A 20,894-nucleotide genomic window follows, 5' to 3' on the forward strand; every position below is an offset into this window, starting at 1 on the left:
GGCGTGAGGGACACCGGCGCACTCCGCCGTTTGGGCGGTCAGTCCTTGGACTCCGGCGGCGGGGCCGCGGCCCGCTTGGCCGCCTCGATTTCTTCAGAGGTGGGCCAGCGCCGCGTCACCAGGAACTGGATGACCAGCCCGATGACGCCCCACGCTCCGACCACGTACGACACCGGCACGCCGAACTCGGCGACGAGGCCGACGCCGGCGATCGCCGCGCCCTGGGCCAGTTGCAGGCCGCCGTTGACGGCCGAGACGATCCGGCCGCGCCATCCGTCGGGGATGCACAGGGCGAGGGTGGCGTTCATGGGCGCCATGATGGCGGTGGACAGGCCGATGCCGATGGCGATGGCGAGGACGCCTGCCAAGGGCGGATCGAACAGGGCGGTGGCCAGGACGAGCGGGGCGGCGAAGGCGAGCGGGCGGATGAGTTTGTCGCGCAGGCGGGGCGGGACGAATCTGGTGAACAGGAGCAGGCCGACGATGGCGGCGGCGGCGTCGGTGGCCATGATCGCGCCCTGGGTGGCGGAGCCCTGGCCGAGGTGGGCGGCCCACAGGACGGCGACGCCCTCGGGCACGGCGGCGAGGGCGAACAGGCCCCAGATGGCGAAGGAGATGGTGCGCAGGACCCGGTTGTCGCGCAGCATCCGCAGGCCGTCGGCGGTCTCGGTGAGGACGTGGCGGCGGTCTTCGCGCTTGTTGACCGAGGGCCGGTACTTGACCAGGCCGAGGATCGCGAAGCCGGAGAGGGCGAAGAGGGCGGCGTTGACGCCGAGGGCGGCGTAGGGGTCGATCGCGGCGAGCAGGCCGCCGCCGAGATAGCCGAGGATCTGGGCGACGCCGGAGGCGCTGAGGCTCAGGGCGATCGCCACGGCGAGCTCCTCGCCCTTGAGGATCTGGGCGAGGGTGGCGGTGCGCGAGGCGGTGTAGGCGGGCTGGACCGTGGCGACGGCGAAGACGATGACGATCATGATCGGCACGGGCAGGCCGGGTATGAGCAGGAGGGCGACGAGGGCGGCGCGGAGGAAGTCGCACAGGACCATGACGTTGCGGTAGGGGTAGCGGTCGACGACGGCGCCGAGGACCTGGGCGAGTCCGAGGTAGGGGGCGAAGCTGATGGCGAAGGAGGCGGCGGCGAGGGCGGAGGAGCCGGTGTTGTTCCAGACCAGGAAGGTCACGGCGACGCGGTTGAGCATGGCACCGGCGTTGGAGAGGCAGAAGGCGAGGAGGAAGGCCGCCGCTTCGCGATTGCCGAAGACGTCGGAGAAGGTGGGTTTCGGGACTTCCGTCCCGGCTTCCGTGTCGGTTTGGGCTGTGGTCTCCGCCGGCTTGGGATTCTGGTTCGACACGGGCCATTCCTTGCCATTGCACGGCTTCGCGGGGGTCGCCAGGGGCTCGCGAAGCCTGAAGGGGATGTAAACGACAATCCTCCGCGATTGCCGCAAGTGTCACTAGTTTGCCGCGACAACCAGTTGTTGTCAAGCACCCCAGTGTGTCCAAACTATATAAACACGGACGGACGCTCCGTCGCAGTCCTCACCCGGTCATATTCGGCCGCAATGGGATTCAGTGAATTAATGATGCAGGATCGGGCTCTGGTTCGGTCCGGGGTTCACGGTCCGGCTCGGGGTCGAGGACGCCGAGGCGCTCGGCCCGCACGGCTTCGGCCTTCTCGACCCGGATATTGAGCAACTCCACGGCCAGCGCGAATCCGATGGGGAGGTAGAGGTAGCCCTTGGGGAAATCGATGCCGAGGATGAGTTCGAGGGCCGTCAGCGACACCAGCGCGAACCACGTCTCGGGCGTGGTCAGCAGTTCCAGCATCGACCCACCATATTGGAAATCGGTCGCAGGCGGGGTGCGGCTCGCGACGAAACCCCTCCGTCGTGGAGCGGTGCCGGGGTCGCTCGGCCGGTGTCGGCCCTGCGGTTATCCTCCAAAGGTCTTTGTAGGAATCGTCTAAGGGAGCGCCGATGACCGTGAGCAGTGCCGACTGGATCGCCCGCGACAATGCCGCCGTGTGGCACCCGTTCACCCAGCACGCCACCTGGATCGGCGACGATCCCACCGTGGTCGAGCGGGCCGAGGGACCCTGGCTGATCGACACCGACGGCCGCCGCCATCTCGACGGGGTCTCCTCGCTGTGGACGACCACGCTCGGCCACTGCCACCCCGACATCAACGCGGCGATCGCCGCCCAGCTCGAAACCCTCGACCACTCGACGTTCCTCGGGACCACCCACATCCCCGGCATCGAACTCTCCGAGGCATTGATCGCCCTCGCGCCCAAGGGGACCGGGCCCGACCTGACCAAGGTCTTCTACGCCGGGGACGGCTCCTCCGCCGTCGAGGCGGCCCTGAAGATCGCCTACCAGTACTCCTCCCAGACCGGCCGCGCCCGGCCGACATTCGTGCGCCTGGAGCACGCCTACCACGGCGATACGCTCGGCGCCGTCGCCGTCGGCGGCCACGACCTCTTCCACGCCACCTACCGGCCGCTGCTGCTGCAGACCGTCGGCGTCCCCTCCCCGGGAGACCGCTCGCTCGGGCCGGACCGGCTCCGGATCGCCATCGACGCGCTCGAGGCGACCATGCGCGAGCACGGCGACCAGACCTGCGCGATCATCGTCGAACCCATGATGCAGGGCGCCGCGGGCATGTTCGACTACGACGCCGAATACCTCAGGGCCGCCAGACGACTCGCCGACAAGTACGGTGCTCTGCTGATCTTCGACGAGGTCGCCACCGGCTTCGGCCGCACCGGGAAGATGTGGGCCGCCGAGCACGCCGGAGTCGTCCCCGACCTGCTCACCTGCGGCAAGGGCATCACCGGCGGCTACCTGCCGCTGTCGGCCGTGCTCGCCGCCGAACACGTCTACGAGGCGTTCCTGGCCCGACCCGGCGACAGCGGCCCCCGCACGTTCTTCCACGGCCACACCTACACCGCCAATCCGCTGTGCTGCGCCGCCGCGCTCGCGAACCTCCGCGTCATGGGCGAGCAGGACGTCATCGGGCAGGCCCGGCGGCTCGGCGAACGCCTCGCCAAGCTGCTCGAACCGGTCGGCGCCATGCCCGGCGTCACCGAGATCCGCCGGCTCGGCACCATGATCGGTGTCGAGGTGGCTCCGAGCCGCGACCGCACCGGCTTCGCGGTCTGCCAGGCCGCCCGCGAACGCGGCGTCTGGCTGCGGCCATTGGGCGACACGGTGATCCTCATGCCGCCGTTGACCCTGGCGGAGCCCGAGACCGACCTGCTGGTGAACGCGCTGGCGGAGGCCGTCGCCGAGGTGTGCGAGTGAGCGCCTGGGATCGGCTGGCCCGCAAGGCCGACCTGCGCGGCAGGGCCGGTCTGGCTCGCACCCCGCGGCTTCGCGCCGCGGCGATCGACCTGGCGGGCAATGACTACCTCGGTCTCTCGCGCCACCGGGACGTCATCGCCGCCGCCGCCGGGGCGCTGGGGGAGTACGGGCTGGGCGCGAGCGGATCGCGGTTGGTGCGCGGAACGACCCTCGTCCACGAGTCGTTCGAGGACGAGTTCGCGGCGCATGTCGGGGCCGAGACCGCGACGCTCTACTCCTCGGGCTATCTGGCCAACCTGGGCGCGGTGGCCGCGCTCGCCGGGCCCGTGCTGCTCGACGCCCACGCCCACGCCTCACTGCACGATGCCGCCCGCCTGGCGGGGGGTACGTCGGACACGTTCGCGCACAACGACTTCGAAGACCTCGAACGGCAGTTGACGGGCCTCAGGCCGTCGATCGTGGCGGTCGAATCGGTGTACTCGGTGCTCGGGGACGCGGCCCCGCTGGCGCAGATCCACGCGCTGACGTCGGCGCACCAGGCGCTGCTGCTGGTCGATGAGGCCCACGCGATCGGCACGATCGGCCCGAAAGGCGCCGGGGGCGTGGCCGCGGCGGGCCTGGCCGGGGACGACGGCATCGTCATCACCGCGACGCTGTCGAAGGCGCTGGGAGCCGCGGGCGGGATCGTCGCCGGGCCGAAGCCGCTGCGCCGCCACCTCACCGACACCAGCCGCACCTTCATCTACGACACCGCGCCCGCCCCGGCGGTGATCGCCGGTGCCGGGGCGGCCCTGCGGATCGCGCGCGAGTCCGACGGGGCCAGGGCCGAGCTCGGACGCCGTTCGGCCATGGCCGCCAAGGAACTCGAGGCCCCGATCCCCGCTGCGCCTCCGAGCTTCGCTCCGGACCCGGCCCCCGCCGCCGGGGTCCTCTCCCCGGTCGCGGGCGATGCCCACGCCGCTCGGGCCTGGGCGGACCGCTGTGCCGAACGAGGCGTGGCCGTCGGATGCTTCCGGCCCCCCTCGACCCCCGATCACCGCTCCAGGCTGCGGCTTACGATCAACACCGCAGTCGCGGCCGCCGACTTCGAGAAGGCCCTGCGGATCGTCCAGGAGGAGCGTCCATGATCAACTTTGAGGGACCGGTCCTCGTCACCGGCACCGACACCGGCGTCGGCAAGACCATCACCACCGCCGCACTGGCGGTCGCGCTCATGGACCAGGGCAAGACCGTCGACGTCGTCAAGCTCGCCCAGACCGGCGACGATGACGACGCGGAGGTGGTGAACCGCCTCAGCGGCGCCCCCGCCAGATGCCTGGCCCGCTACCCCGATCCGCTGGCGCCGTTCGCCGCCGCCCGGAGGGCCGAAGCGGAGCCGCTGAAGCTCCCCGAGGTCGCCGACCTGGTATTGGATTCGCCCGCCGACGTGGTCCTTCTCGAGGGCGCCGGGGGTCTCCTCGTCCAGATGGGCGAGGGCGGCTGGACGGTCCGCGACCTGGCGGTCGAGGTCGGCTGCCCGGCGGTGGTGGTGGCCCGGGCCGGACTCGGCACCCTCAACCACACCGCCCTGACGCTGGAGGCCCTCTCCCGCAGGGGAATCGAAGCGGCGGTGGTCATCGGATCGTGGCCCTACCAGCCCGGACTCGCCGAGTTCGAGAACCTCATCGACCTCCCCGGCGAGCGCCTCGGGTGGATTCCCGGCGGCGCGGGCGAGTACGAACCGGAGGTCTTCCGCCGCCTCGCCCCCGAATGGCTCGACCTGACTGGCCGCGAGTGATCGACCAGTTCTTCGACCCCCTGGGCGTGGTCGCGCACGCCCACATCCGCGACCTGGACGATGGCCGGAGCCTCGGCGTGCGCGAGAGCGAGCCGGTCGTCCTCGTGTCCGTCGTCAAGGTCTTCATCGCCTGGGAATTCAGCCGCCGCGTCCATGAGGGACTGATCGACCCGGCAGAGACCGTCCGCGTCACGGCCGCCGACCGGCTCGGCGGGACCGGCACCGCCGGGTTCAGGCACGACGTGCAGATCAGCGTCGGCGACCTCGCCCAGCTCATGATGGAGGTCTCGGACAATACGGCCGCCGACCTGGTCACTCGGCACATCGGCGCGAGCGCGCTGCGGAGCCTGCCGTCCCGCTTGGGGCTCACCGGCACCCGTCTCATCGGCAGCCCCCGGACGATCCTGGAGGACATGGCCCGCGACCTCGACGTCGCCGACCTCGAAGCGCTCGCGCACGTCCTGGAGAGCAAATCGGTCACCGCCGAGGAACTGCGCGCCACCAGCCCCTGGGATCCGCTGCGCACCAACGCCTCCACCGCCGCGGACATGACGGCGTTCCTGCGGCACGTCTGGAACGGCCCCGAACCGGTCCGGCACGACGTCCGAAACTGGATGGGACGCCAGCTCACCGGCGGCAGGCTCGTCCGCCTCGCCCCCACCGGGGTCGTCTCGTTCGGACGCTCGGGGTCGCTCCCCGGCTGGCTGGGCGAGATCGCCGTCTGGGAATGGCCCGACGGCCGCCGCCACGCCATCGCCGTCTTCGCCAGCGCCGGCCAGGGCAACTTCCAGGGCAACTTCCGCGAGGTCGAACGGGCCATGAGCAACGCCGCCCTCCACCTCGCGGATGAACTCGGCGCTCCTCAGTAGATCTCCGACCAGGGCCGCGGCGGCTCCTCCCGCTCCCGGGACGCGGCCCGCTCCACCAGCGTTCGCATCCGCCGGTGCTGTTGCAGCAGTTCGGGGGCCTCGCGCATGAGCACGTGCCCGGCCGCCGTCAGCGACACCTGGTTCCCGCCCCGGTCGAACAGCTCAGCACCGAGCTCCTTCTCCAGGCGCCGGATACGCTGGCTCAGCGGCGGCTGCTCCATTCCCAGACGCGTTGCCGCCCTGCCGAAGTGGCGTTCCTCACCCACCGCCAGGAAGCACACCAGGTGCCGCATGATGTCCATCCGGCGACGATATCAATACCCGCAACACGCCATATCAACGTTGATATTGGACAGAAGCGGCCCGGCTCGGCTTATCTGACGCCATGACAGAGCAGACACCGCCCTTCCAGGGCCGCCTCACCAGGCGCCGCCTCGCCCTCGCCGCCGGAGGAACCGCTGCGGCCGCGGGCGTGGCCGCCGGCGCGAAGTTCATGGGCGACGCCGCTTCCGCCGACCCCGCCGTCGAGACGACCGGCGACCATCCGCCGGTCACCATCCGTTGGCTCGGCACCAACGCCTGGGAGATCAAGAGCGGCGACGCCACTGTGCTGGTAGACCCGTGGGTCAGCCGGTTCTACACCGGCGCGACAAAGGACGAACCGTTCGAGGACGCGCTCATCACCGTCGACGAGACCGCAGTGGACGAGCACATCGGCGACGCCGCGGACTGCATCCTCATCACCCACGGGCACTGGGACCACATCACCGACACCCCCTACGTCGCCCAGCGCACCGGCGCCACCGTGCTCGGCACCGAGACGCACCTGAACCTCCTGCGCGCCATGGACGCTCCCGAGGAGCAGATGGGACAGGTCAGCGGCGGCGAGTACTACCAGTTCGACGGCTTCACCGTCGAAGTCTTCGAGGCCCACCACAACGTCAGCGCCGCCAAGACGCTACTGTTCCCCGGCACTCGCCCCAGCGAGGTTCCACCGCGCCCCGAGAAGGTCAGCGATCTGGTCGAGGGCGGCAGCCTCGCCTATCTGATCCGGTTCGGGGACTTCTCGCTGCTGGCCGGAATAACCACGAACTTCCAAGAACGCGAACTGGACAGCCTCAATCCGACGGTCCTGTTCATGCAGGCCAGCGGCAGGCCCAGCGGCCCCGACTACGAGCGGCGCCTTCTGGAGGCGGCCGGCCGGCCGAAGTACGTCGTGCCGACTCACTGGGACGACTACGAGGAACCCCTGACCGAACCGGCCATTGACTGGCTCGGCGTCCACGACCTCGGCGACCGGGTGGCCGAGATCAGCCCCGAATCCGAGTTCGTGTTCCTTGACCACCTGGAACAGCGCGAATTTTAAGGGTGGGGCTTCGGGACCATCGTCCGGCAGTCCGTTCCCGGGGCCTGATCCGGATCAGGCCCCGGAACGCCCGAGCCTTCAGCATGTCGAGGGCGTCCTGTCTCGCCCGGAGGTCAGCGCAGCGACACCAGCAGCCGACTCGGCATTCGGAACGACAGGTTCTCCTCGCTCGCCGGCCGCTCCACCACCCGGCAGCGGCGCAGCAGCGGCGCCAGCTCGGCCACCACCACCTCCGCCTCCATCCGCGAGAGCTGACTGCCCAGGCACCGGTGCGCGCCCGCCCCGAACGCCAGGTGCCTGCGCGACCCGCGCTGGCCGGGGACCATCCGGTGCGGGCACTCGGCCACGTCCTCGTCGACCCCGGCGGCCGCCAGCCACAGCAGGACCGACTCGCCGCCGCGGACCGGGAAACCGCCGATATCGGTGTCGCGCACCGCCACGCGCCGCCACGACGTGATCGACGTGTGCAGCCGCAGACCCTCCTCGACGACCGCCTTCGGATCCTCTTTCAGCAGGTCAGGGATTTCGATCAACTGACAGGTAAGCAATGTCAGGAACTGCGAGGTGGTCTCCTGGCCGGCGACCAGCAGGAAGAACAGCGCCGCCGTCGCCACGTCCTCCCCGTGCTCGTCGTACGCCTCGCGCACCGGCCCCGTCGAGTCCCGCACCCAGGTCCGCAGCAGCGCGTGGAACGGGCCCACGATTCGCGCCAACTCCAGTTGCCGCTCCAGATCCGGTCGGCCCCAGAACAATTCGAGCGCCGCCCGGCTGAACCGCTTGACCTCCGGCGCCGTCGCCGCGTCGAGCTCCAGCAGTCGCGCCAACGCCGCCAATGGAATCCGGGACGAGACCGCCGCGTCCAGATCCACCGTCTCGCCCGCGCGCAGCCGCGCCGCCGCCCTCGCCACCGTCCGCCGCGTCAGGCCCGTCAGCCACGGCCGCAGCGCCTCCACCTTCCGGGGTTCGAACGCCTCACCGAATGCCGCCCGGATGGCCGGGTGCGACTCGGTCCCGTTGTTCGCCAACGTCGCGGGAAGCCGGAACCGGTGGCTCGCCAGCTCCCGCAGCGCCGCGGCCGGAATCGGCGTGATGGCGTCCAGTGCGTTGGCGGGGGAGAACCGTTGCGCGTCCGAAAGAACCCGTTTTGCCAAACCGTGCGAGGCCACGACCACTTGGCCCTGCTCGCGGAACACCGCTGCCGGCGGTCGGGGATGTTTCCACAGCTCGAACAGCACGCGCGCAGCCTACCTCCCCCGAAAGTACGAGGCCTGCTCACGGTAATCTGCTTGCAGAATTTCGACGCCCGCCCAGCGGTGCTCGCGAAACACGAGTCCCTGCGCGGCGCGGAGCCCGGCACCAGCAACGCCTCGATAGAAGGAGCAAGTCCCTTGCAGGAGTACTCCTCCCAGGCCGCCTACGACCGCGGCGAAGCCGTATGCGTGATCGGCGCTGGGGCAGCGGGCCTCATTGCCGTCAAGAACCTCCGCGAAAACGGCTTCGAAGTCGACTGCTACGAGAGGGACACCGTCCTCGGCGGTCTGTGGAATCCCCAGAACCAGCACAGCCCCCTGTACCCCAACACCCATCTCGTCACCTCCCGCTCGCAGACCGAAATCCCCGACTATCCCATGCCCGACCACTGGCCGGACTACCCCTCGGCCGCCCAGATGCTCGAATACCTCAACGGCTATGCCAAGCACTTCGGCCTGTCCGAGCACATCTGGTACGGCTCGGAGATCTCCGGCATCGACCCGGTCGAGGGCTCGCGCTTCGAGGTCGTCGTCAAGCCCGCCGCCGGCAACTCCGCCCGGCGCCTGCGCTACGCCGCCGTCATCATCGCCACAGGCCACCACTGGACCCCCAATCTGCCGTCCTACCCGGGCCAGGACCTGTACCGCGGCACCATCCTCCACTCCTCGCAGCTCAAGGACGGCTCACGCCTGCGCGGCAAGCACGTCCTTGTCATCGGCGGCGGCAACTCCGGCACCGACATCGCCTGCGAGGCCGCCGTCAACGCCGCCGGCTGTGTCCACTCCGTCCGCCGCGGCTACTGGCACCTGCCCAAATACCTCGACGGCGAACCGGCCGACTACGCGCTCGCGCGACTGAGCAAGCGGCCCAAGCTCTTCCGAAAGTACTTGACCAAGCGTCTCCTCAAGGGATCGCGGAACCTCTCCACCCGCATGGGCATGGACAAGCCCGACCACGACCACACCGACGAGGAGCCCGTGCGCAACGGCCGCTACCTCGAACACGTCGGCGACGGCTCCATCGACCGACGCGGCGAGGTCGCCAAGTTCGAGGGCAACGAGGTCATCTTCGCCGACGGCACCGAATTCCGGCCCGACATTGTCGTCCTCGCCACCGGATACAAGCCCGGCATCAAATGCTGCCCGCCCGAGCTGCTCGGCGTGGAGGGCGAGTCGTCCCAGCCGAAACTGCTGGCGCGCATGTTCTCTCCCCGCACGGAGACGCTCGCCGTCGCGGGCCTCGTCGAACCCGGCGTCGGCGCGCTGCCCATCGTCCACTGGCAGACCCACGCCATCTCCCACTGGTTGCAGGTCCGCAAGGAAGACCCCGAGCGCGCCGCCGCGTTCAAACACCAGGTCGTCAGCGAATCGGCCCAGTACGAGGTCAACTCGACCGGCATCTCCCCGCGCCACCAGCTCGCCGTCGACGTCGAGGAATACCTTGCCAGCCTCGGCCGCATCATCGACACCCTCGAACAGGAGCCCGCCAAGTGAGCCTCAACGACTGGATCCGGCGCACCCGCATCCCCGAGCCCGCGCCGGTGGCGCGCGAAGTCGCCGTGTTCGAACCCGCGGACCTGTACGACGTCGACACCCGCGACGACCCCGAGGCCGCGCCCATCCTCTGCTGCACCGGCGACGGCGCCGGAGCGGCCGCCTTCAATGCCCTATGGCTCAAGCGCATCGCCGCCTCCGGCCGCTATGCCGCCGCCGTGAGCGTGCGCGGCCAGGGCGGCACCCCCGCCGCCCCCGGCGGCATCGAGGCGCGCGCCCACGACGTGGTGCAGGCAGTCACCGGCATTCCCCGCCAGGCCGTCCTGGTCGGCCATGGACTCGGTGCCGGATGGGCCGCGCTGGCCGCCGCCCGGTACCCGGCCGCGGCGCTGGTCATGGTGGCGCCCGGCAAACTGCCGAAGCAGCTGCCGAAGCCGGTGGGCGGTCCGCCGGTGCTGCTGGTGGTGAGCGAGGACGACGCACAATCCAAAGGCGTGCAGGCGATCGCGGAAACCTTCGGAGTGGCGCCGCTGACGTTCGCGGGCGATGCGAACGACGTCTTCAAGGGAACGAACGCCGAAGGGCTCCTCGACGCGATCCTGTCCTGGCTCGACCGCAAGGATTGAGGGCGATCACGGCGCGCGTCGCACGGATCGCCTGTATGCCCTGCGCCGCATGGAAGGCATGCGGAAGCAGGTAGCCCCGGGGGGCCCCTTGGGTCAATCGTATGAGCGGGGTCCGACAATCCGTGGCGCCGAGATTCGGCGCTAGACCACGGCCCCGTCGTCGGAGTCGTCCTCTTCGGCGTCAGAGCGCAGTCGCGTAATGAGCAGCCACACGCCCAGCAGGAACACGCCGAAGCCGACCAAGCGACCCCCGGCCTGGCCCAGCGGGGCGACATCCGGGCGCACCAGCAGGACCACTCCGCCGAGCACGCACAGGACCCCGGCCACCGCCGGGAGGCTCGGCCACGGCAGCGGCGGCGGGTCCGGCGGGACGTACTCGTCCTCCTCGTCCTCCGGCAGCTCCGCGTCCCACAGCTCCAGCAGCGTCGGCTCGTCCTCCTCCTCGGGAGGCGGGGCCGGCGGCGTCATCGGTTGCGGCAGTTCGGGTCCGGTCTCCTGATTGAGCCCCTTGACGAGCTCGTTGAAGCGCCGGTCGACGTCCTCGGGATCGAGCTCGCCGCCGCTGCCGTGCTCCTCTTCGCGGTCGGTCATGAGACCCCCCGGCTCTTCGACAGCTGCCGGTTGATGAACTCGACGGTCCCCTCGAAGATCAACGGTGCGTCATAGTCGAGGGTCGCCACGTGATAGCTGCGGTGCAGGACCGTCGACTCGATGTCCTTGGAGCGCACCCCGGCCCGGATGACGGTGCTGTTGCGCGAGCTGACGATGTGGTCCTCGGCGCTGACGAACAGCCGGATCGGGACCGTCACGCGCGGCAGCTCGGGCCGGGTGACCTTCCACAGTTGACGCAGCTGGGCGTAGGCGGCCACGGGGGTGCGGTCGGTGGTGTGCTCTCGCACGTCGGGCTTGTTCAGGTCCGAGCCGATCGAAGCGACGGTCGGCATGACGTAGCGCAGCGCCGGGGCGAGGAAGCCGTGCGGCTTGTCGTCGAGGATCGCGGGGTTGACGAGCACGAGCCCGGCGAGATCGCCGCCGCGCTGCTCGGCCAGCCGGAGCGAGAGCGAACCGCCCATCGACAGGCCCCCGGCGAACACCGGGTGACCCAGCGCAAGGGCCTTGTCCAGGGCCGCGTCGAGCTCGCCGTACCACTCCTGCCAGCGGGACTTGGCCAGCTCGCGCCAGGTGAAACCGTGACCGGGGAGCAGCGGGGCGATGACATTGATGCCGGCGTCGCGAAGGTGCTCACCCCACGGCCGCATGCTGGCGGGGTCGCTGGTGAAGCCATGGCACAGCAGCATGGTGGCTTCGGCGCCCGGGCCGGCGTCGAACGTGAACGCCTCGGTATCGAGTGACACGCCGTCTCCCTTCGGGGAAGAATCAGATGCTTCGTGCCGCTCGCCCATTCTCGCACGGGTCGGCTCGCTCCGGCCACCGCGCGGGCCGGGCCGCGGACGGGCCATCGGGCGGCCGGGCGTGCGGGAACGATTCGCGGGACGCCTTGGTAACGTGCGATACGGCCGACCGGTTTTGCACCGCTTTGCCCGCCCGGTCGCGCCCACGTGGAAGATCGCCGACGAGGGATTGACTGGTACCGATACGCTTGAGCCCGTGATCTATCGGGTGTTGAAGGCGGTACTGGGTCCGATTCTGTGGGTGATCTGGCGCCCGCAGGTCGAGGGGCTCTCCTACGTGCCCGAGTCCGGTGGCGCCATTCTCGCCAGCAATCACCTGGCGGTGTTCGACTCGGTATTCCTGCCTTTGGTGGTGAAGCGGCACATCACCTTCATCGCGAAGTCGGACTACTTCACCGGCAAGGGGTTCAAGGGCTGGCTCACCCGCGTTTTCATGGGCATGGTGGGCGCCATTCCAGTGGACCGCACCGGCGGCGACGCCGCCCACGCCTCGCTGGGCACCGGGCGTCGGATCCTCTCGGAGGGCCAGTTGTTCGGCATCTACCCCGAGGGGACGCGCTCGCCCGACGGGCGCCTGTACCGAGGCAAGACCGGGGTGGCGCGTCTGGCGCTGGAGACCGGTGCGCCGGTGGTTCCCGTGGCGATGCTCAATACCGGTGAGCTGCAACCGATCGGGAAGCGGCTACCGAGCCGGGCCCGGGTGCGGATGCGGTTCGGCCCGCCGCTGGACTTCAGCCGTTACAAGGGAATGGTGGGGGACCGGACGGTCGAGCGGGCCGTGACGGACGAGGTCATGGACGCGTTGCGGGGTCTCTCCGGACAGGATTACGTGGACGAGTACGCCGCGAAGATCAAGCAGCAGCGGGACGACTGAGCGACGGGCCAATTCGCCCCGGTGCCCTATTCTTCGGCTCCGCCCCTGGTCCTTACTCTTCGGCTCCGCCCCTGCGCCCTATTCTTCGGCTCCGCCACTGTTTCTTACTCTTCGGCTCCACCGAATCCCGCCCTGCGTCGCAACGCGGGCAGATCGACCACCACGATCTTGCGTCCTTCCGTGCGAAGCCAACCCCGGTTGGCGAAGATCCCGACCGCCTGGTTCACGCTCTGGCGCGAGCCGCCGGCCATCTCGGCCAGCTGGGTCTGATTGAGCTCGATGGTGGTCATGGGGGAGGAATGCTGCTCGGCCAGTCGCACCAGCGTCTTGGCGACTCTCCCCGGTAGATCGAGGAACACGTGGTCGGAGGACTGCTCGGTCAGGCGGCGGACCAGAATGCCCATCGAACGCAGCACCGAATCGAGCATCTTCGGGCTGGTGTGCACGAGCTCGAGAAACGATGACCGGGCCAGCGCCAGCGCAGTGGTGTCCTCCAGCGCCTCGGCCGACGCCGAGCGCGGCGAGCCGTCCAACAGTGAGACCTCGCCGAGGACCTCCGGCGCCCGCGCCACGTGAAGCATTGCGCGCTCCCCGGTTGCGGCGGTACGGAAGACGCTGACGGCACCTGAGCGGATCATGATGAGCGATTCACCGGGCTCTCCCTCGAAGAACAGCAGGCGACCGCGACGGTAGTGGCGGGGTACCGCCACGTCCGCGATCTTCCGCCGGGCCTGCGGGTCGAGGCCGGCGAACATGGCGACGCCTGCTAGCGGGTCTTCAGATGGGCTGACACCCATAGTTTTTCCCCCTTCGGTGGGACCGATCCGCGGGTTCCCTCCGATGATCGCTTTCTTTTTCGTCGTTGTACAGGGCCAAGTGTCGGAAACTTCACGCTCCGTTGGTCCATGTGTCCAGACGAGTCACATGTCGGTAGGTCGGTTGTACGATCGAGTCTACGTGCTTTAGCGTCGATTGTCCGGTATCGAAATTCTCGCATGCAGACTGCGAGGTCAGATTCTGGCGGCTCGATCGTATGGCGTAGCGTCGACTGGAATCCGGCGACATACGGGCAGGGGCCAATAAGGGCCGTTCAAACCACCCGTGATCATACGAAAGGCCGAGCGTGGCGTACCGATACTTCTACGACTGCGAGTTCATCGAGGACGGTCGCACGATCGAACTGGTCTCGATCGCGGTCGTGGATGAGCAGGGTCGGGAGTTCTACGCCGTCTCCACGGAGTTCGATCCGTCCAAGGCCATCGAGTGGGTGCGCCGGAACGTGCTCGACAAGCTTCCGGCCCCGGCCAGCCCGGTCTGGAAGAACCGGTCGGTCATCCGCGACGAGCTGTATGAGTTCCTGGTGGAGCCGGTGCGCAAGAAGTCAGGGTCGCACCCGGGCGAGCGGATCGAAATGTGGGCGTGGATCGGCGCGTACGACCACGTGGTCCTGGCCCAGCTGTGGGGCGCGATGCCCGAGCTGCCGCGGGCCCTGCCGCGATACACCAAGGACCTGCGTCAGCGCTGGGAGGACCTGGGCCGCCCCGAGCTGCCCGGTGCCGACGACGCCGACCTGCACGACGCGCTCACCGACGCCAAGCTGAATCTGGCGCGCTGGAAGTCGCTGGAGGCCGCCCGCCAGGAGCGCAAGCTCTTCGGTTAGGTCCGGCCGGTTCCGGCTCGTTTCGGCCGGCACTGCCGCAACCCTCGATCGCCCCTCCGACGTGCCGAGATAGGCTGAGCGAAGTTTCGGCAATGGGGCCGCCCAGTTACAAATTCTCACTCTAGGAGTTCGACGCATGCGCATTGGCGTCCTCACCGGTGGCGGTGACTGCCCCGGTCTCAACGCGGTCATTCGCGCCGCGGTCCGTAAGGGTTCCAAGGAATACGGCCACGAGTTCATCGGGTTCAAGTTCGGATGGAAGGGCCCGATCGAGGGCATCACCACCCCGCTGGACTGGGACACCGTCGAGAACCTCCTCGACCAGGGTGGCACCATCCTCCACTCCTCGCGGACCAACCCTTACAAGATCGAGGGCGGCGTCGAGGCCATCAAGAAGAACATGGCCGACCTGGGCGTGGACGCGCTCATCGCCATCGGCGGCGAGGACACCCTCGGTGTCGCCACCAAGCTGACCGCCGACGGCGTCAACTGCGTGGGCGTGCCGAAGACCATCGACAACGACCTGTCGGGCACCGACTACACCTTCGGCTTCGACACCGCTGTCAACATCGCGACCGAGGCGATCGACCGCCTGTGGACCACCGCCGAGTCGCATGACCGCTGCATCGTCGTGGAGATCATGGGCCGCCACGCCGGCTGGATGACGCTGCACGCGGGCATCGCCGGCGGCGCCAACGTCACCCTGATCCCCGAGGTCGAGTTCGACATCCAGAAGGTCGCCGACTTCGTCAAGGAGCGCAAGGAGGCCGGCAAGGCCTCGATCGTCGCCGTCTCCGAGGGCGCGCACGCCATCGAGGGCATGGTCCTCAAGGATGGCGAGGTCGACGCGTTCGGCCACGTCAAGCTCGGTGGCGTCGGTGACTGGGTCGCCGCCGAGATCAAGGAGCGCGCCGAGATCGAGACCCGCGCGATCATCTTGGGTCACCTCCAGCGCGGCGGCACCCCGACCGCGTTCGACCGGGTCCTGGCCACGCGCCTCGGCCTGGAGGCCGCCGACGCGGTCAACGAGGGCGACTTCGGCAAGATGATGGCGCTCCAGGGCACCAACGTCGTGCGCATCCCGATCCACGAAGGCACCGACGTGCTCAAGACCGTTCCGGTCGAGCGCTACGCCGACGCGGAGGTCTTCTTCGGGGCGTAGCTCCCGAAGAAACAGAAGCAGGGCTTCGGGGCGTCGTTTCAGAGGCACGACGGAGCCTCGGCTTCACGGCTGGGAAGGGCCCCCGGTTTCAACCATAAGGCCTGGACCTGAAGCGGAGCTGAAGCACTTAACCGCCCACAAAGCACAACCACGGGCACGGCTGGTTCGTTAGACCAGGCGTGCCCGTGGCTTATTCAGAAGTCGGCCGGCTCCCGCAGCTCGGCCACTTCACGCATCACAAGACCCTTCGAAACGTCGACTTCGACGAGATCCCGGTACCGGGCCTTGATGCCGACTTCTACCGCAGGCCGGTCGCGGACCGGCTGCTCAGTGTCGGCGTGTACCGGTTCGGCGGCGCGGAGACGCACCGCGCCTGGGGCTGGGTCGGCGACGCCCACTGCTCGTGGCACGCCTACTGGAACCCGGCCGCGGACCGCTTCGACGGGCCCATCCCCGGCTGCCCCGAGCTGCGGCTCCTCCTCACCGAGGGCCGCGCCTACGGCTTCGAACTAGGCTTCGGTGGCCTTCACCGGCGGTTCCTGCTGGACGGCGAGTTCCTGCGCTCGGGCAGCCCGACGCGTGTAGACGATCCCCGCGACGCTGATCGCCAGCCCGATCCCGAGCCCGGCGCCCTGGAGCACGGATGAGGCCGACGGGACGAAGGCCAGGATGGCGACCGGGACCTGGACCAGGGCGATGAGCCCGGCCAGCGCCCACTTGCTGCGCCCCTTGCCCCACAACAGCGCCGTCCAGATGGGTGCGACCACGATCAGGAGACTGGCGATGTCCAGTGTCCAGTGGAGCACGGGATTGTGGACCCGGTCGTGTTGGAAGGCCATCGCCGGGCTCGACACGGCGACGAGCATGGCGGCGGTGGTCGCAACGAAGATGAGACGACGTTTCATGCCGTTCCTCCTAATGGGGTAACGAACACTTAACGCTACTTCCGGTAGTCGTCCGTGTCTGTCGGGTATCTGCCACTTGGGCGATGAAAACCGAGGTGGCGCAACGGTGTGGCGCGAACGGGGGAGGCGAGGATTGCCGAGTCGCCATACAGTGCTTGTGGATAGACGGTGGGAGGAATGTGTGGTGAGCTGGACCAAGCGCAGCGGGCTCGACTGGGTGGCCCTCGTGCTCGACCCCGAGCGCGGGCTCGACGCGAGTGCCGAACGCGAGGCCCGCCTCTGCATAGCGGGCTGGCAGCACTTCGCCCGCAAATACCGGCTCGACTTCCGGGCCGAGCTCGGCGCCGAGGACCTGAGCGAGGTGGGCGAGATCGGAGAGGTCCTGTTCGCCCTCGGCGGGCTCGGTTTCCCGGTGAGCCGCGTGCGCGGGTGGACTCAGGGGACCTGGGAGGGCCGCCGCTGCTACGGCTTCCACGCGCTCGATGCGACCGAGGCCGGCTCCATCTTCCAGCTGCGCTTCACCGCCACGCGTCTCGCGCGCGAATTCCCCGACGTGGTGCAGCACCGGCTGCTCGACACCGGGTCTTCGCTCGCGCGGACCTGGCATCCCCGCCGAGACGACTACCGGGTCTACTCCCCGCCGGAGCCGCCCCGCCCGGCCCCGCGCCAGCGGGGCCGCATCGGTCGCATGGCCGCCGAGGCGCTCGACAAGTTCTTCAAGCCGATTCCCAGACAGCTGCATACGGATCGGCTGAAGTTTGCAAAGGAGGTCGCGCTGGCCGGGGATCGATGCGGGGTGGATCTGTTCCGATACCCGTGGGCGGTCAAGGGCTCCTGGCTCGTGACTTGGAAGAGCGACGGCACCTCGGGCGACGGCCATCCGCAACGCGCCAAGTTCATGGACCACCTGACGGAACTGGCGACCTGCCTGGAGCAGACCCCCAGCAAGACACGGTAAGGCAGGAGCGGTCGAAGTGAGGGCACCTCTGATTCGCAACGCCCCCGGTTCAACGGTGGCGCGGGGGTGTGACAGTGAAGGAGCCGGTCGACCCTTTGGGGCGACCGGCTCCTTGATGCTTGCTTTGGTGGGTTTTGGTGCGGGCTTTGCGCTTAGGCGTGCGTTTGGGTCAGCGCTGCCGCTTCGGTGGTGTGGCGGAGCAGCAGCATTGTCGTCACCGGGCCGACGCCTCCGGGGACCGGAGTCAGCCTGCCCGCTTTCGGGGACACCGCGTCGTAGTCGACGTCGCCCACCAGGCCGCCGTCTTCAGTCGGGTTGGTTCCCACGTCGATGACCGTGGCTCCCCGCTTCACAAAGTCCGCGCCGATCATTCCGGCCCGGCCCACCGCCGCCACCAGCACATCCGCCTCGCGGCAGACCGCCGCCAGGTCCTTGGTCCGGGAGTGGCACACCGTCACGGTCGCCGATTCCGCGAGCAGCAGGAGCGCCGCCGGCTTGCCGACCACCGTGGAGCGGCCCACGACCACCGCGCGAGTACCCCGGAGCTCGATGTCCTCGCGCTTCAGCAGTTCCAGCACCGCCGCCGACGTCGCGGGGGCCCACGTCCGCAGCCCGGCCGCCAAGCGGCCCAGGCTGTGCGGGTTCGCGCCGTCGATGTCCTTGTACGGGTCGATGTAGCCGCCCACCTCGGACAGCGTCACGCCCTCGGGCAGCGGGGTCTGGCAGATGATGCCGTGGACCGCCGGGTCGGCCGAGAGCTCCTGGAGCTTCGCCACGATCTCGCCGCGCCCGGGGTCTTTCAGGTGTTCGATGCGGCAGTCGATGCCCACCTTCGAGGCCGTCTTCGCGATCGACCGCACGTACCAGGCGGTGCCCTCGTCGTCGGTCGGCACCACGACCGCGAGCGTCGGCGTCACGCCCTCGCTCCGCAGCTTCTCGGCGGCCTCGCCGACCTCCTCGCGCAGCGCCTTCGCCACCGCGCGCCCGTCAATGTCGCTCATGCCCTGATCCTCTTCGCCACCAACTGCATGATGGCCTCGGCCTGCACCTTCGCCTGGAACGCCTCGTTGAGCGCACTGGCCAGCCGCTCGCGCTGTTCGGCGTCCTTGATCGACACCAGGTTGATGTCGACGTTCAGCGCCGCCGACTCAAGCGCCGATTTCGCGCTCGAGGCGGCCACCGCCACGTCCGAAAGCACGTTCGGGTTCGAACCGTCGAGGATCCGCCCCGACAGCCGGATGATCTCGGCCGACACCTTCGCCACCGCCAGCGGCACCTCGGCCGCGTCGACCAGGCCCGCCTGGATCGCGGCGGTCCGGGCCGCCTTCTCCTCGTCGGTGCCCTTGGGCAGCTTGTAGGCCGCCACCACTCCCGAGAACGCCTCCGCGTCCTCTTCGGCGAGCCGGATCGCCTCGCCGCGCAGCCGCTCGGCCTCGGCCAGCGCCTCGGTCATGAGCGCTTCGTGCTCGGCGAACTTCGGTTTCCCGATGGTCAGGTTGCACACCATGGACACCAGGGCCGCGCCCGTGGCCGCGTTCATCCCCGCCGCCGCGCCGCCGCCGGGGGCCGGGGCCTCCGACGCGAGGTCGGTCAGCCACTCTTCAATAGTCGTCTTGCGCACCCGGCCAGCGTAGACGCGGCCGCAAAGATGGGATGTCTGCGATCGTCCGTTTGTGGCGTGTCGTTCGCGCCGCACACTGCGGCGCCTGAAGGCAGGTGTCTCGCGCCGTATAGGATATATCCTATAGGATTTCTCGCGGTGGTTTCCGGGCCGCTTGCCCGGTATCGGCTCACCTATTGGGACGGGGAATCTGCTTTGTACCCGGCCGAAACATCCACGTACCATTACCGCGTGAACCGCCAATGGCATGATCTGCGCAATCCTGGACTCGTCCCCGTCGTAGCCGACGCGGAGGAAGCCGAACGCTATCAGCTCGACGCATGGCGCAAGTTGCCGCGAGAGCAGGTTCCCCCGTGGCCCGACTATGCCGAGGTCGAAGAGGTGACCGGCGTGATGGCCGGCGTCCCGCCGATCGTCGCGCCGTACGAGGTCGACCACCTGCGGGAGCTGCTTGCCGAGGTCTGCGAGGGCCGGGCGTTTCTGATGCAGGGCGGCGACTGCGCCGAGACCTTCATCGACAACACCGAGCAGCACGTGCTCGCGAACATGCGCACGCTCCTCCAGATGGCGGTCGTGCTCACCTACGGCTCCTCGATGCCGGTGGTCAAGGTCGGCCGCGTCGCCGGCCAGTACTCCAAGCCGCGTTCCAAGGCGACCGACGCGCTCGGCCTGCCCGTCTACCGCGGCGACATGTTCAACTCGCTGGAGGCGACGGAGGAAGCGCGGGTGTGCGACCCGCAGCGGATGATCCGCGCCTACGCCAACTCGGCCGCGTCGATGAACATGCTCCGCGCCTACCTGCGCGGCGGCCTCGCCGATCTCCAGGCGGTGCACGACTGGAACAAGGACTTCGTCCGCAATTCCGCCGCCGGTGAGCGCTACGAGGCGATCGGCCGGGAGATCGACCGCGCCGTGCGCTTCATGGCCGCCTGCGGCGTCGAGGACGACGCGCTCCACACCGCCGAGGTCTTCGCCTCCCACGAGATGCTCGCGATCGAATACGACCGGGCGCTCACCCGCATCTACGACAACAAGGCCTACGCCCTGTCCGGCCACATGCTGTGGAACGGCGAGCGGACCCGGCAGCTGGGCGGCGCGCACATCGACTTCCTGTCCCGGGTGGCGAACCCGGTCGGCTGCAAGATCGGCCCGACGGCCACGCCCGAGATGGTCGTCGAGATGTGCCAGAAGCTCAACCCGGAGAACCTGCCGGGCAAGCTCGTGGTCATCACCCGCATGGGCCACAAGAACGTTCGCACGCTCCTGCCGCCGATCATCCAGAAGGTCGAGGCGGCCGGCTGCAAGGTCGTGTGGCAGTGCGACCCGATGCACGGCAACACCTATGAGGCCGCGTCGGGCTACAAGACCCGCGCGTTCGACCAGGTCGTGGACGAGGTGCTGGGCTTCTTCGAGGCGCACCGCGAGGTGGGCAGCCACCCCGGCGGCATTCACATCGAACTGACCGGCGAGGACGTCACCGAGTGCGTCGGCGGTGCCCAGGAGATCCGCGACGATCAGCTCGCGGACCGCTACGAGACCGCCTGCGACCCGCGACTGAACACCCAGCAGTCGCTGGAACTGGCCTTCCTCGTCGCCGAGATGCTCCGTCACTAGACACTCG

At 69.1% G+C, this 20,894-nt stretch carries 22 protein-coding genes; 13 read left to right on the forward strand and 9 right to left on the reverse strand.

Features of this window, described 5'->3' with window-relative positions; translation table 11 throughout:
* Positions 1–38: 38 nt before the first annotated feature.
* Positions 39–1,349, reverse strand: coding sequence for an MFS transporter (locus FAB82_RS17920; protein WP_136535908.1), 1,311 nt, complete (start codon positions 1,347–1,349; stop codon positions 39–41).
* Positions 1,350–1,566: 217 nt separating this feature from the next.
* On the reverse strand, positions 1,567–1,824 hold the full coding sequence (locus FAB82_RS27575) for a hypothetical protein (protein ID WP_211116656.1): 258 nt from the start codon (positions 1,822–1,824) through the stop codon (positions 1,567–1,569).
* Between the two features lie 149 nt (positions 1,825–1,973).
* On the opposite strand from FAB82_RS27575, the gene bioA reads away from it, so the two are divergent.
* The 4 genes from bioA to FAB82_RS17945 are packed head-to-tail and all read left to right on the forward strand — an operon-like array spanning position 1,974 to position 5,945.
* Positions 1,974–3,299 (forward strand): adenosylmethionine--8-amino-7-oxononanoate transaminase, encoded by a 1,326-nt coding sequence (bioA, locus tag FAB82_RS17930; RefSeq protein ID WP_136535909.1) that lies wholly within the window; start codon positions 1,974–1,976, stop codon positions 3,297–3,299.
* Positions 3,296–4,426 (forward strand): aminotransferase class I/II-fold pyridoxal phosphate-dependent enzyme, encoded by a 1,131-nt coding sequence (locus FAB82_RS17935; RefSeq protein ID WP_136535910.1) that lies wholly within the window; start codon positions 3,296–3,298, stop codon positions 4,424–4,426. Before bioA ends, FAB82_RS17935 begins: the two co-directional genes overlap by 4 nt.
* On the forward strand, positions 4,423–5,076 hold the full coding sequence (gene bioD / locus FAB82_RS17940; RefSeq protein ID WP_136535911.1) for a dethiobiotin synthase: 654 nt from the start codon (positions 4,423–4,425) through the stop codon (positions 5,074–5,076). The genes FAB82_RS17935 and bioD overlap by 4 nt, the downstream gene beginning before the upstream one ends.
* Entirely contained in the window at positions 5,049–5,945 is an 897-nt protein-coding gene (locus tag FAB82_RS17945) for a serine hydrolase (RefSeq protein WP_136535912.1), read from the forward strand. The genes bioD and FAB82_RS17945 overlap by 28 nt, the downstream gene beginning before the upstream one ends.
* Here FAB82_RS17945 and FAB82_RS28430 read toward each other — a convergent pair.
* Positions 5,939–6,247: a LysR family transcriptional regulator gene (locus FAB82_RS28430; protein WP_136535913.1), complete on the reverse strand. Its 309-nt coding sequence runs from the start codon at positions 6,245–6,247 to the stop codon at positions 5,939–5,941. The two genes, FAB82_RS17945 and FAB82_RS28430, sit on opposite strands and share 7 nt — an antisense overlap.
* An 83-nt stretch (positions 6,248–6,330) precedes the next feature.
* Here FAB82_RS28430 and FAB82_RS17955 point away from each other — a divergent pair, with 83 nt between their 5' ends.
* Positions 6,331–7,311 carry an MBL fold metallo-hydrolase gene (locus tag FAB82_RS17955; RefSeq protein ID WP_246039698.1) on the forward strand — a complete coding sequence of 327 codons (981 nt, stop codon included), beginning with the start codon at positions 6,331–6,333 and terminating at the stop codon, positions 7,309–7,311.
* A gap of 113 nt (positions 7,312–7,424) precedes the next feature.
* Here FAB82_RS17955 and FAB82_RS17960 read toward each other — a convergent pair whose 3' ends face one another.
* Positions 7,425–8,546, reverse strand: a complete 1,122-nt coding sequence (locus FAB82_RS17960; RefSeq protein ID WP_136535914.1) for a cytochrome P450 — start codon at positions 8,544–8,546, stop codon at positions 7,425–7,427.
* Between the two features lie 51 nt (positions 8,547–8,597).
* Between FAB82_RS17960 and FAB82_RS17965 the strand changes: the two genes are divergently transcribed.
* Positions 8,598–10,055, forward strand: a complete 1,458-nt coding sequence (locus tag FAB82_RS17965; RefSeq protein ID WP_246039699.1) for a flavin-containing monooxygenase — start codon at positions 8,598–8,600, stop codon at positions 10,053–10,055.
* Positions 10,052–10,681, forward strand: coding sequence for an alpha/beta fold hydrolase (locus FAB82_RS17970; RefSeq protein WP_136535916.1), 630 nt, complete (start codon positions 10,052–10,054; stop codon positions 10,679–10,681). Before FAB82_RS17965 ends, FAB82_RS17970 begins: the two co-directional genes overlap by 4 nt.
* Positions 10,682–10,822: 141 nt before the next feature.
* Here the strand turns inward: FAB82_RS17970 and FAB82_RS17975 are convergent, their stop codons facing one another.
* Together FAB82_RS17975 and FAB82_RS17980 are read right to left on the reverse strand one after the other, a co-directional pair.
* A complete protein-coding gene (locus tag FAB82_RS17975) occupies positions 10,823–11,272 on the reverse strand; it encodes a hypothetical protein (RefSeq protein WP_136535917.1) in 450 nt (149 codons plus the stop codon).
* Positions 11,269–12,036 carry an alpha/beta hydrolase gene (locus tag FAB82_RS17980; protein ID WP_211116657.1) on the reverse strand — a complete coding sequence of 256 codons (768 nt, stop codon included), beginning with the start codon at positions 12,034–12,036 and terminating at the stop codon, positions 11,269–11,271. Before FAB82_RS17980 ends, FAB82_RS17975 begins: the two co-directional genes overlap by 4 nt.
* A 253-nt stretch (positions 12,037–12,289) precedes the next feature.
* Between FAB82_RS17980 and FAB82_RS17985 the strand changes: the two genes are divergently transcribed.
* Positions 12,290–12,967, forward strand: coding sequence for a lysophospholipid acyltransferase family protein (locus tag FAB82_RS17985; protein ID WP_211116658.1), 678 nt, complete (start codon positions 12,290–12,292; stop codon positions 12,965–12,967).
* A gap of 104 nt (positions 12,968–13,071) precedes the next feature.
* On the opposite strand, the gene FAB82_RS17990 is transcribed toward FAB82_RS17985, so the two are convergent.
* The gene (locus FAB82_RS17990; RefSeq protein WP_211116659.1) at positions 13,072–13,764 is read right to left on the reverse strand and encodes a Crp/Fnr family transcriptional regulator; all 693 of its coding nucleotides are present in this window, start codon (positions 13,762–13,764) and stop codon (positions 13,072–13,074) included.
* 326 nt (positions 13,765–14,090) lie between these two features.
* Between FAB82_RS17990 and FAB82_RS17995 the strand changes: the two genes are divergently transcribed.
* From FAB82_RS17995 to FAB82_RS18010, 4 genes are all read left to right on the forward strand, one after another.
* The gene (locus FAB82_RS17995; RefSeq protein ID WP_136535918.1) at positions 14,091–14,627 is read left to right on the forward strand and encodes a polyadenylate-specific 3'-exoribonuclease AS; all 537 of its coding nucleotides are present in this window, start codon (positions 14,091–14,093) and stop codon (positions 14,625–14,627) included.
* A gap of 136 nt (positions 14,628–14,763) precedes the next feature.
* The gene (locus FAB82_RS18000) at positions 14,764–15,789 is read left to right on the forward strand and encodes a 6-phosphofructokinase (protein ID WP_136535919.1); all 1,026 of its coding nucleotides are present in this window, start codon (positions 14,764–14,766) and stop codon (positions 15,787–15,789) included.
* A 185-nt stretch (positions 15,790–15,974) separates the two neighbouring features.
* Positions 15,975–16,436, forward strand: coding sequence for a hypothetical protein (locus FAB82_RS18005; RefSeq protein WP_136535920.1), 462 nt, complete (start codon positions 15,975–15,977; stop codon positions 16,434–16,436).
* Between the two features lie 442 nt (positions 16,437–16,878).
* A complete protein-coding gene (locus FAB82_RS18010) occupies positions 16,879–17,652 on the forward strand; it encodes a hypothetical protein (protein ID WP_136535921.1) in 774 nt (257 codons plus the stop codon).
* Between the two features lie 152 nt (positions 17,653–17,804).
* On the opposite strand, the gene FAB82_RS18015 is transcribed toward FAB82_RS18010, so the two are convergent.
* Both FAB82_RS18015 and FAB82_RS18020 read right to left on the reverse strand, forming a co-directional pair.
* Positions 17,805–18,653 carry a bifunctional 5,10-methylenetetrahydrofolate dehydrogenase/5,10-methenyltetrahydrofolate cyclohydrolase gene (locus FAB82_RS18015; RefSeq protein WP_136535922.1) on the reverse strand — a complete coding sequence of 283 codons (849 nt, stop codon included), beginning with the start codon at positions 18,651–18,653 and terminating at the stop codon, positions 17,805–17,807.
* Positions 18,650–19,273 carry a cyclodeaminase/cyclohydrolase family protein gene (locus FAB82_RS18020; protein ID WP_211116660.1) on the reverse strand — a complete coding sequence of 208 codons (624 nt, stop codon included), beginning with the start codon at positions 19,271–19,273 and terminating at the stop codon, positions 18,650–18,652. Before FAB82_RS18020 ends, FAB82_RS18015 begins: the two co-directional genes overlap by 4 nt.
* 231 nt (positions 19,274–19,504) lie before the next feature.
* On the opposite strand from FAB82_RS18020, the gene FAB82_RS18025 reads away from it, so the two are divergent.
* Complete coding sequence (locus FAB82_RS18025; protein ID WP_168801658.1) at positions 19,505–20,887, forward strand: class II 3-deoxy-7-phosphoheptulonate synthase; 1,383 nt, start codon at positions 19,505–19,507, stop codon at positions 20,885–20,887.
* Positions 20,888–20,894: the final 7 nt, after the last annotated feature.

This window comes from Glycomyces buryatensis, from assembly GCF_004912275.1.
GTDB classification, from domain to species: domain Bacteria; phylum Actinomycetota; class Actinomycetes; order Mycobacteriales; family Micromonosporaceae; genus Glycomyces; species Glycomyces buryatensis.

Coding starts and splice junctions, on each gene's coding strand:
- bioA (WP_136535909.1), top strand. CDS start 1,974: ATGACCGTGAGCAGTGCCGACTGGATCGCCCGCGACAATGCCGCCGTG.
- FAB82_RS28430 (WP_136535913.1), bottom strand. CDS start 6,247: ATGGACATCATGCGGCACCTGGTGTGCTTCCTGGCGGTGGGTGAGGAA.
- bioD (WP_136535911.1), top strand. CDS start 4,423: ATGATCAACTTTGAGGGACCGGTCCTCGTCACCGGCACCGACACCGGC.
- FAB82_RS17990 (WP_211116659.1), bottom strand. CDS start 13,764: ATGGGTGTCAGCCCATCTGAAGACCCGCTAGCAGGCGTCGCCATGTTC.
- FAB82_RS17975 (WP_136535917.1), bottom strand. CDS start 11,272: ATGACCGACCGCGAAGAGGAGCACGGCAGCGGCGGCGAGCTCGATCCC.
- FAB82_RS17945 (WP_136535912.1), top strand. CDS start 5,049: ATGGCTCGACCTGACTGGCCGCGAGTGATCGACCAGTTCTTCGACCCC.
- FAB82_RS17955 (WP_246039698.1), top strand. CDS start 6,331: ATGACAGAGCAGACACCGCCCTTCCAGGGCCGCCTCACCAGGCGCCGC.
- FAB82_RS27575 (WP_211116656.1), bottom strand. CDS start 1,824: ATGCTGGAACTGCTGACCACGCCCGAGACGTGGTTCGCGCTGGTGTCG.
- FAB82_RS18000 (WP_136535919.1), top strand. CDS start 14,764: ATGCGCATTGGCGTCCTCACCGGTGGCGGTGACTGCCCCGGTCTCAAC.
- FAB82_RS18015 (WP_136535922.1), bottom strand. CDS start 18,653: ATGAGCGACATTGACGGGCGCGCGGTGGCGAAGGCGCTGCGCGAGGAG.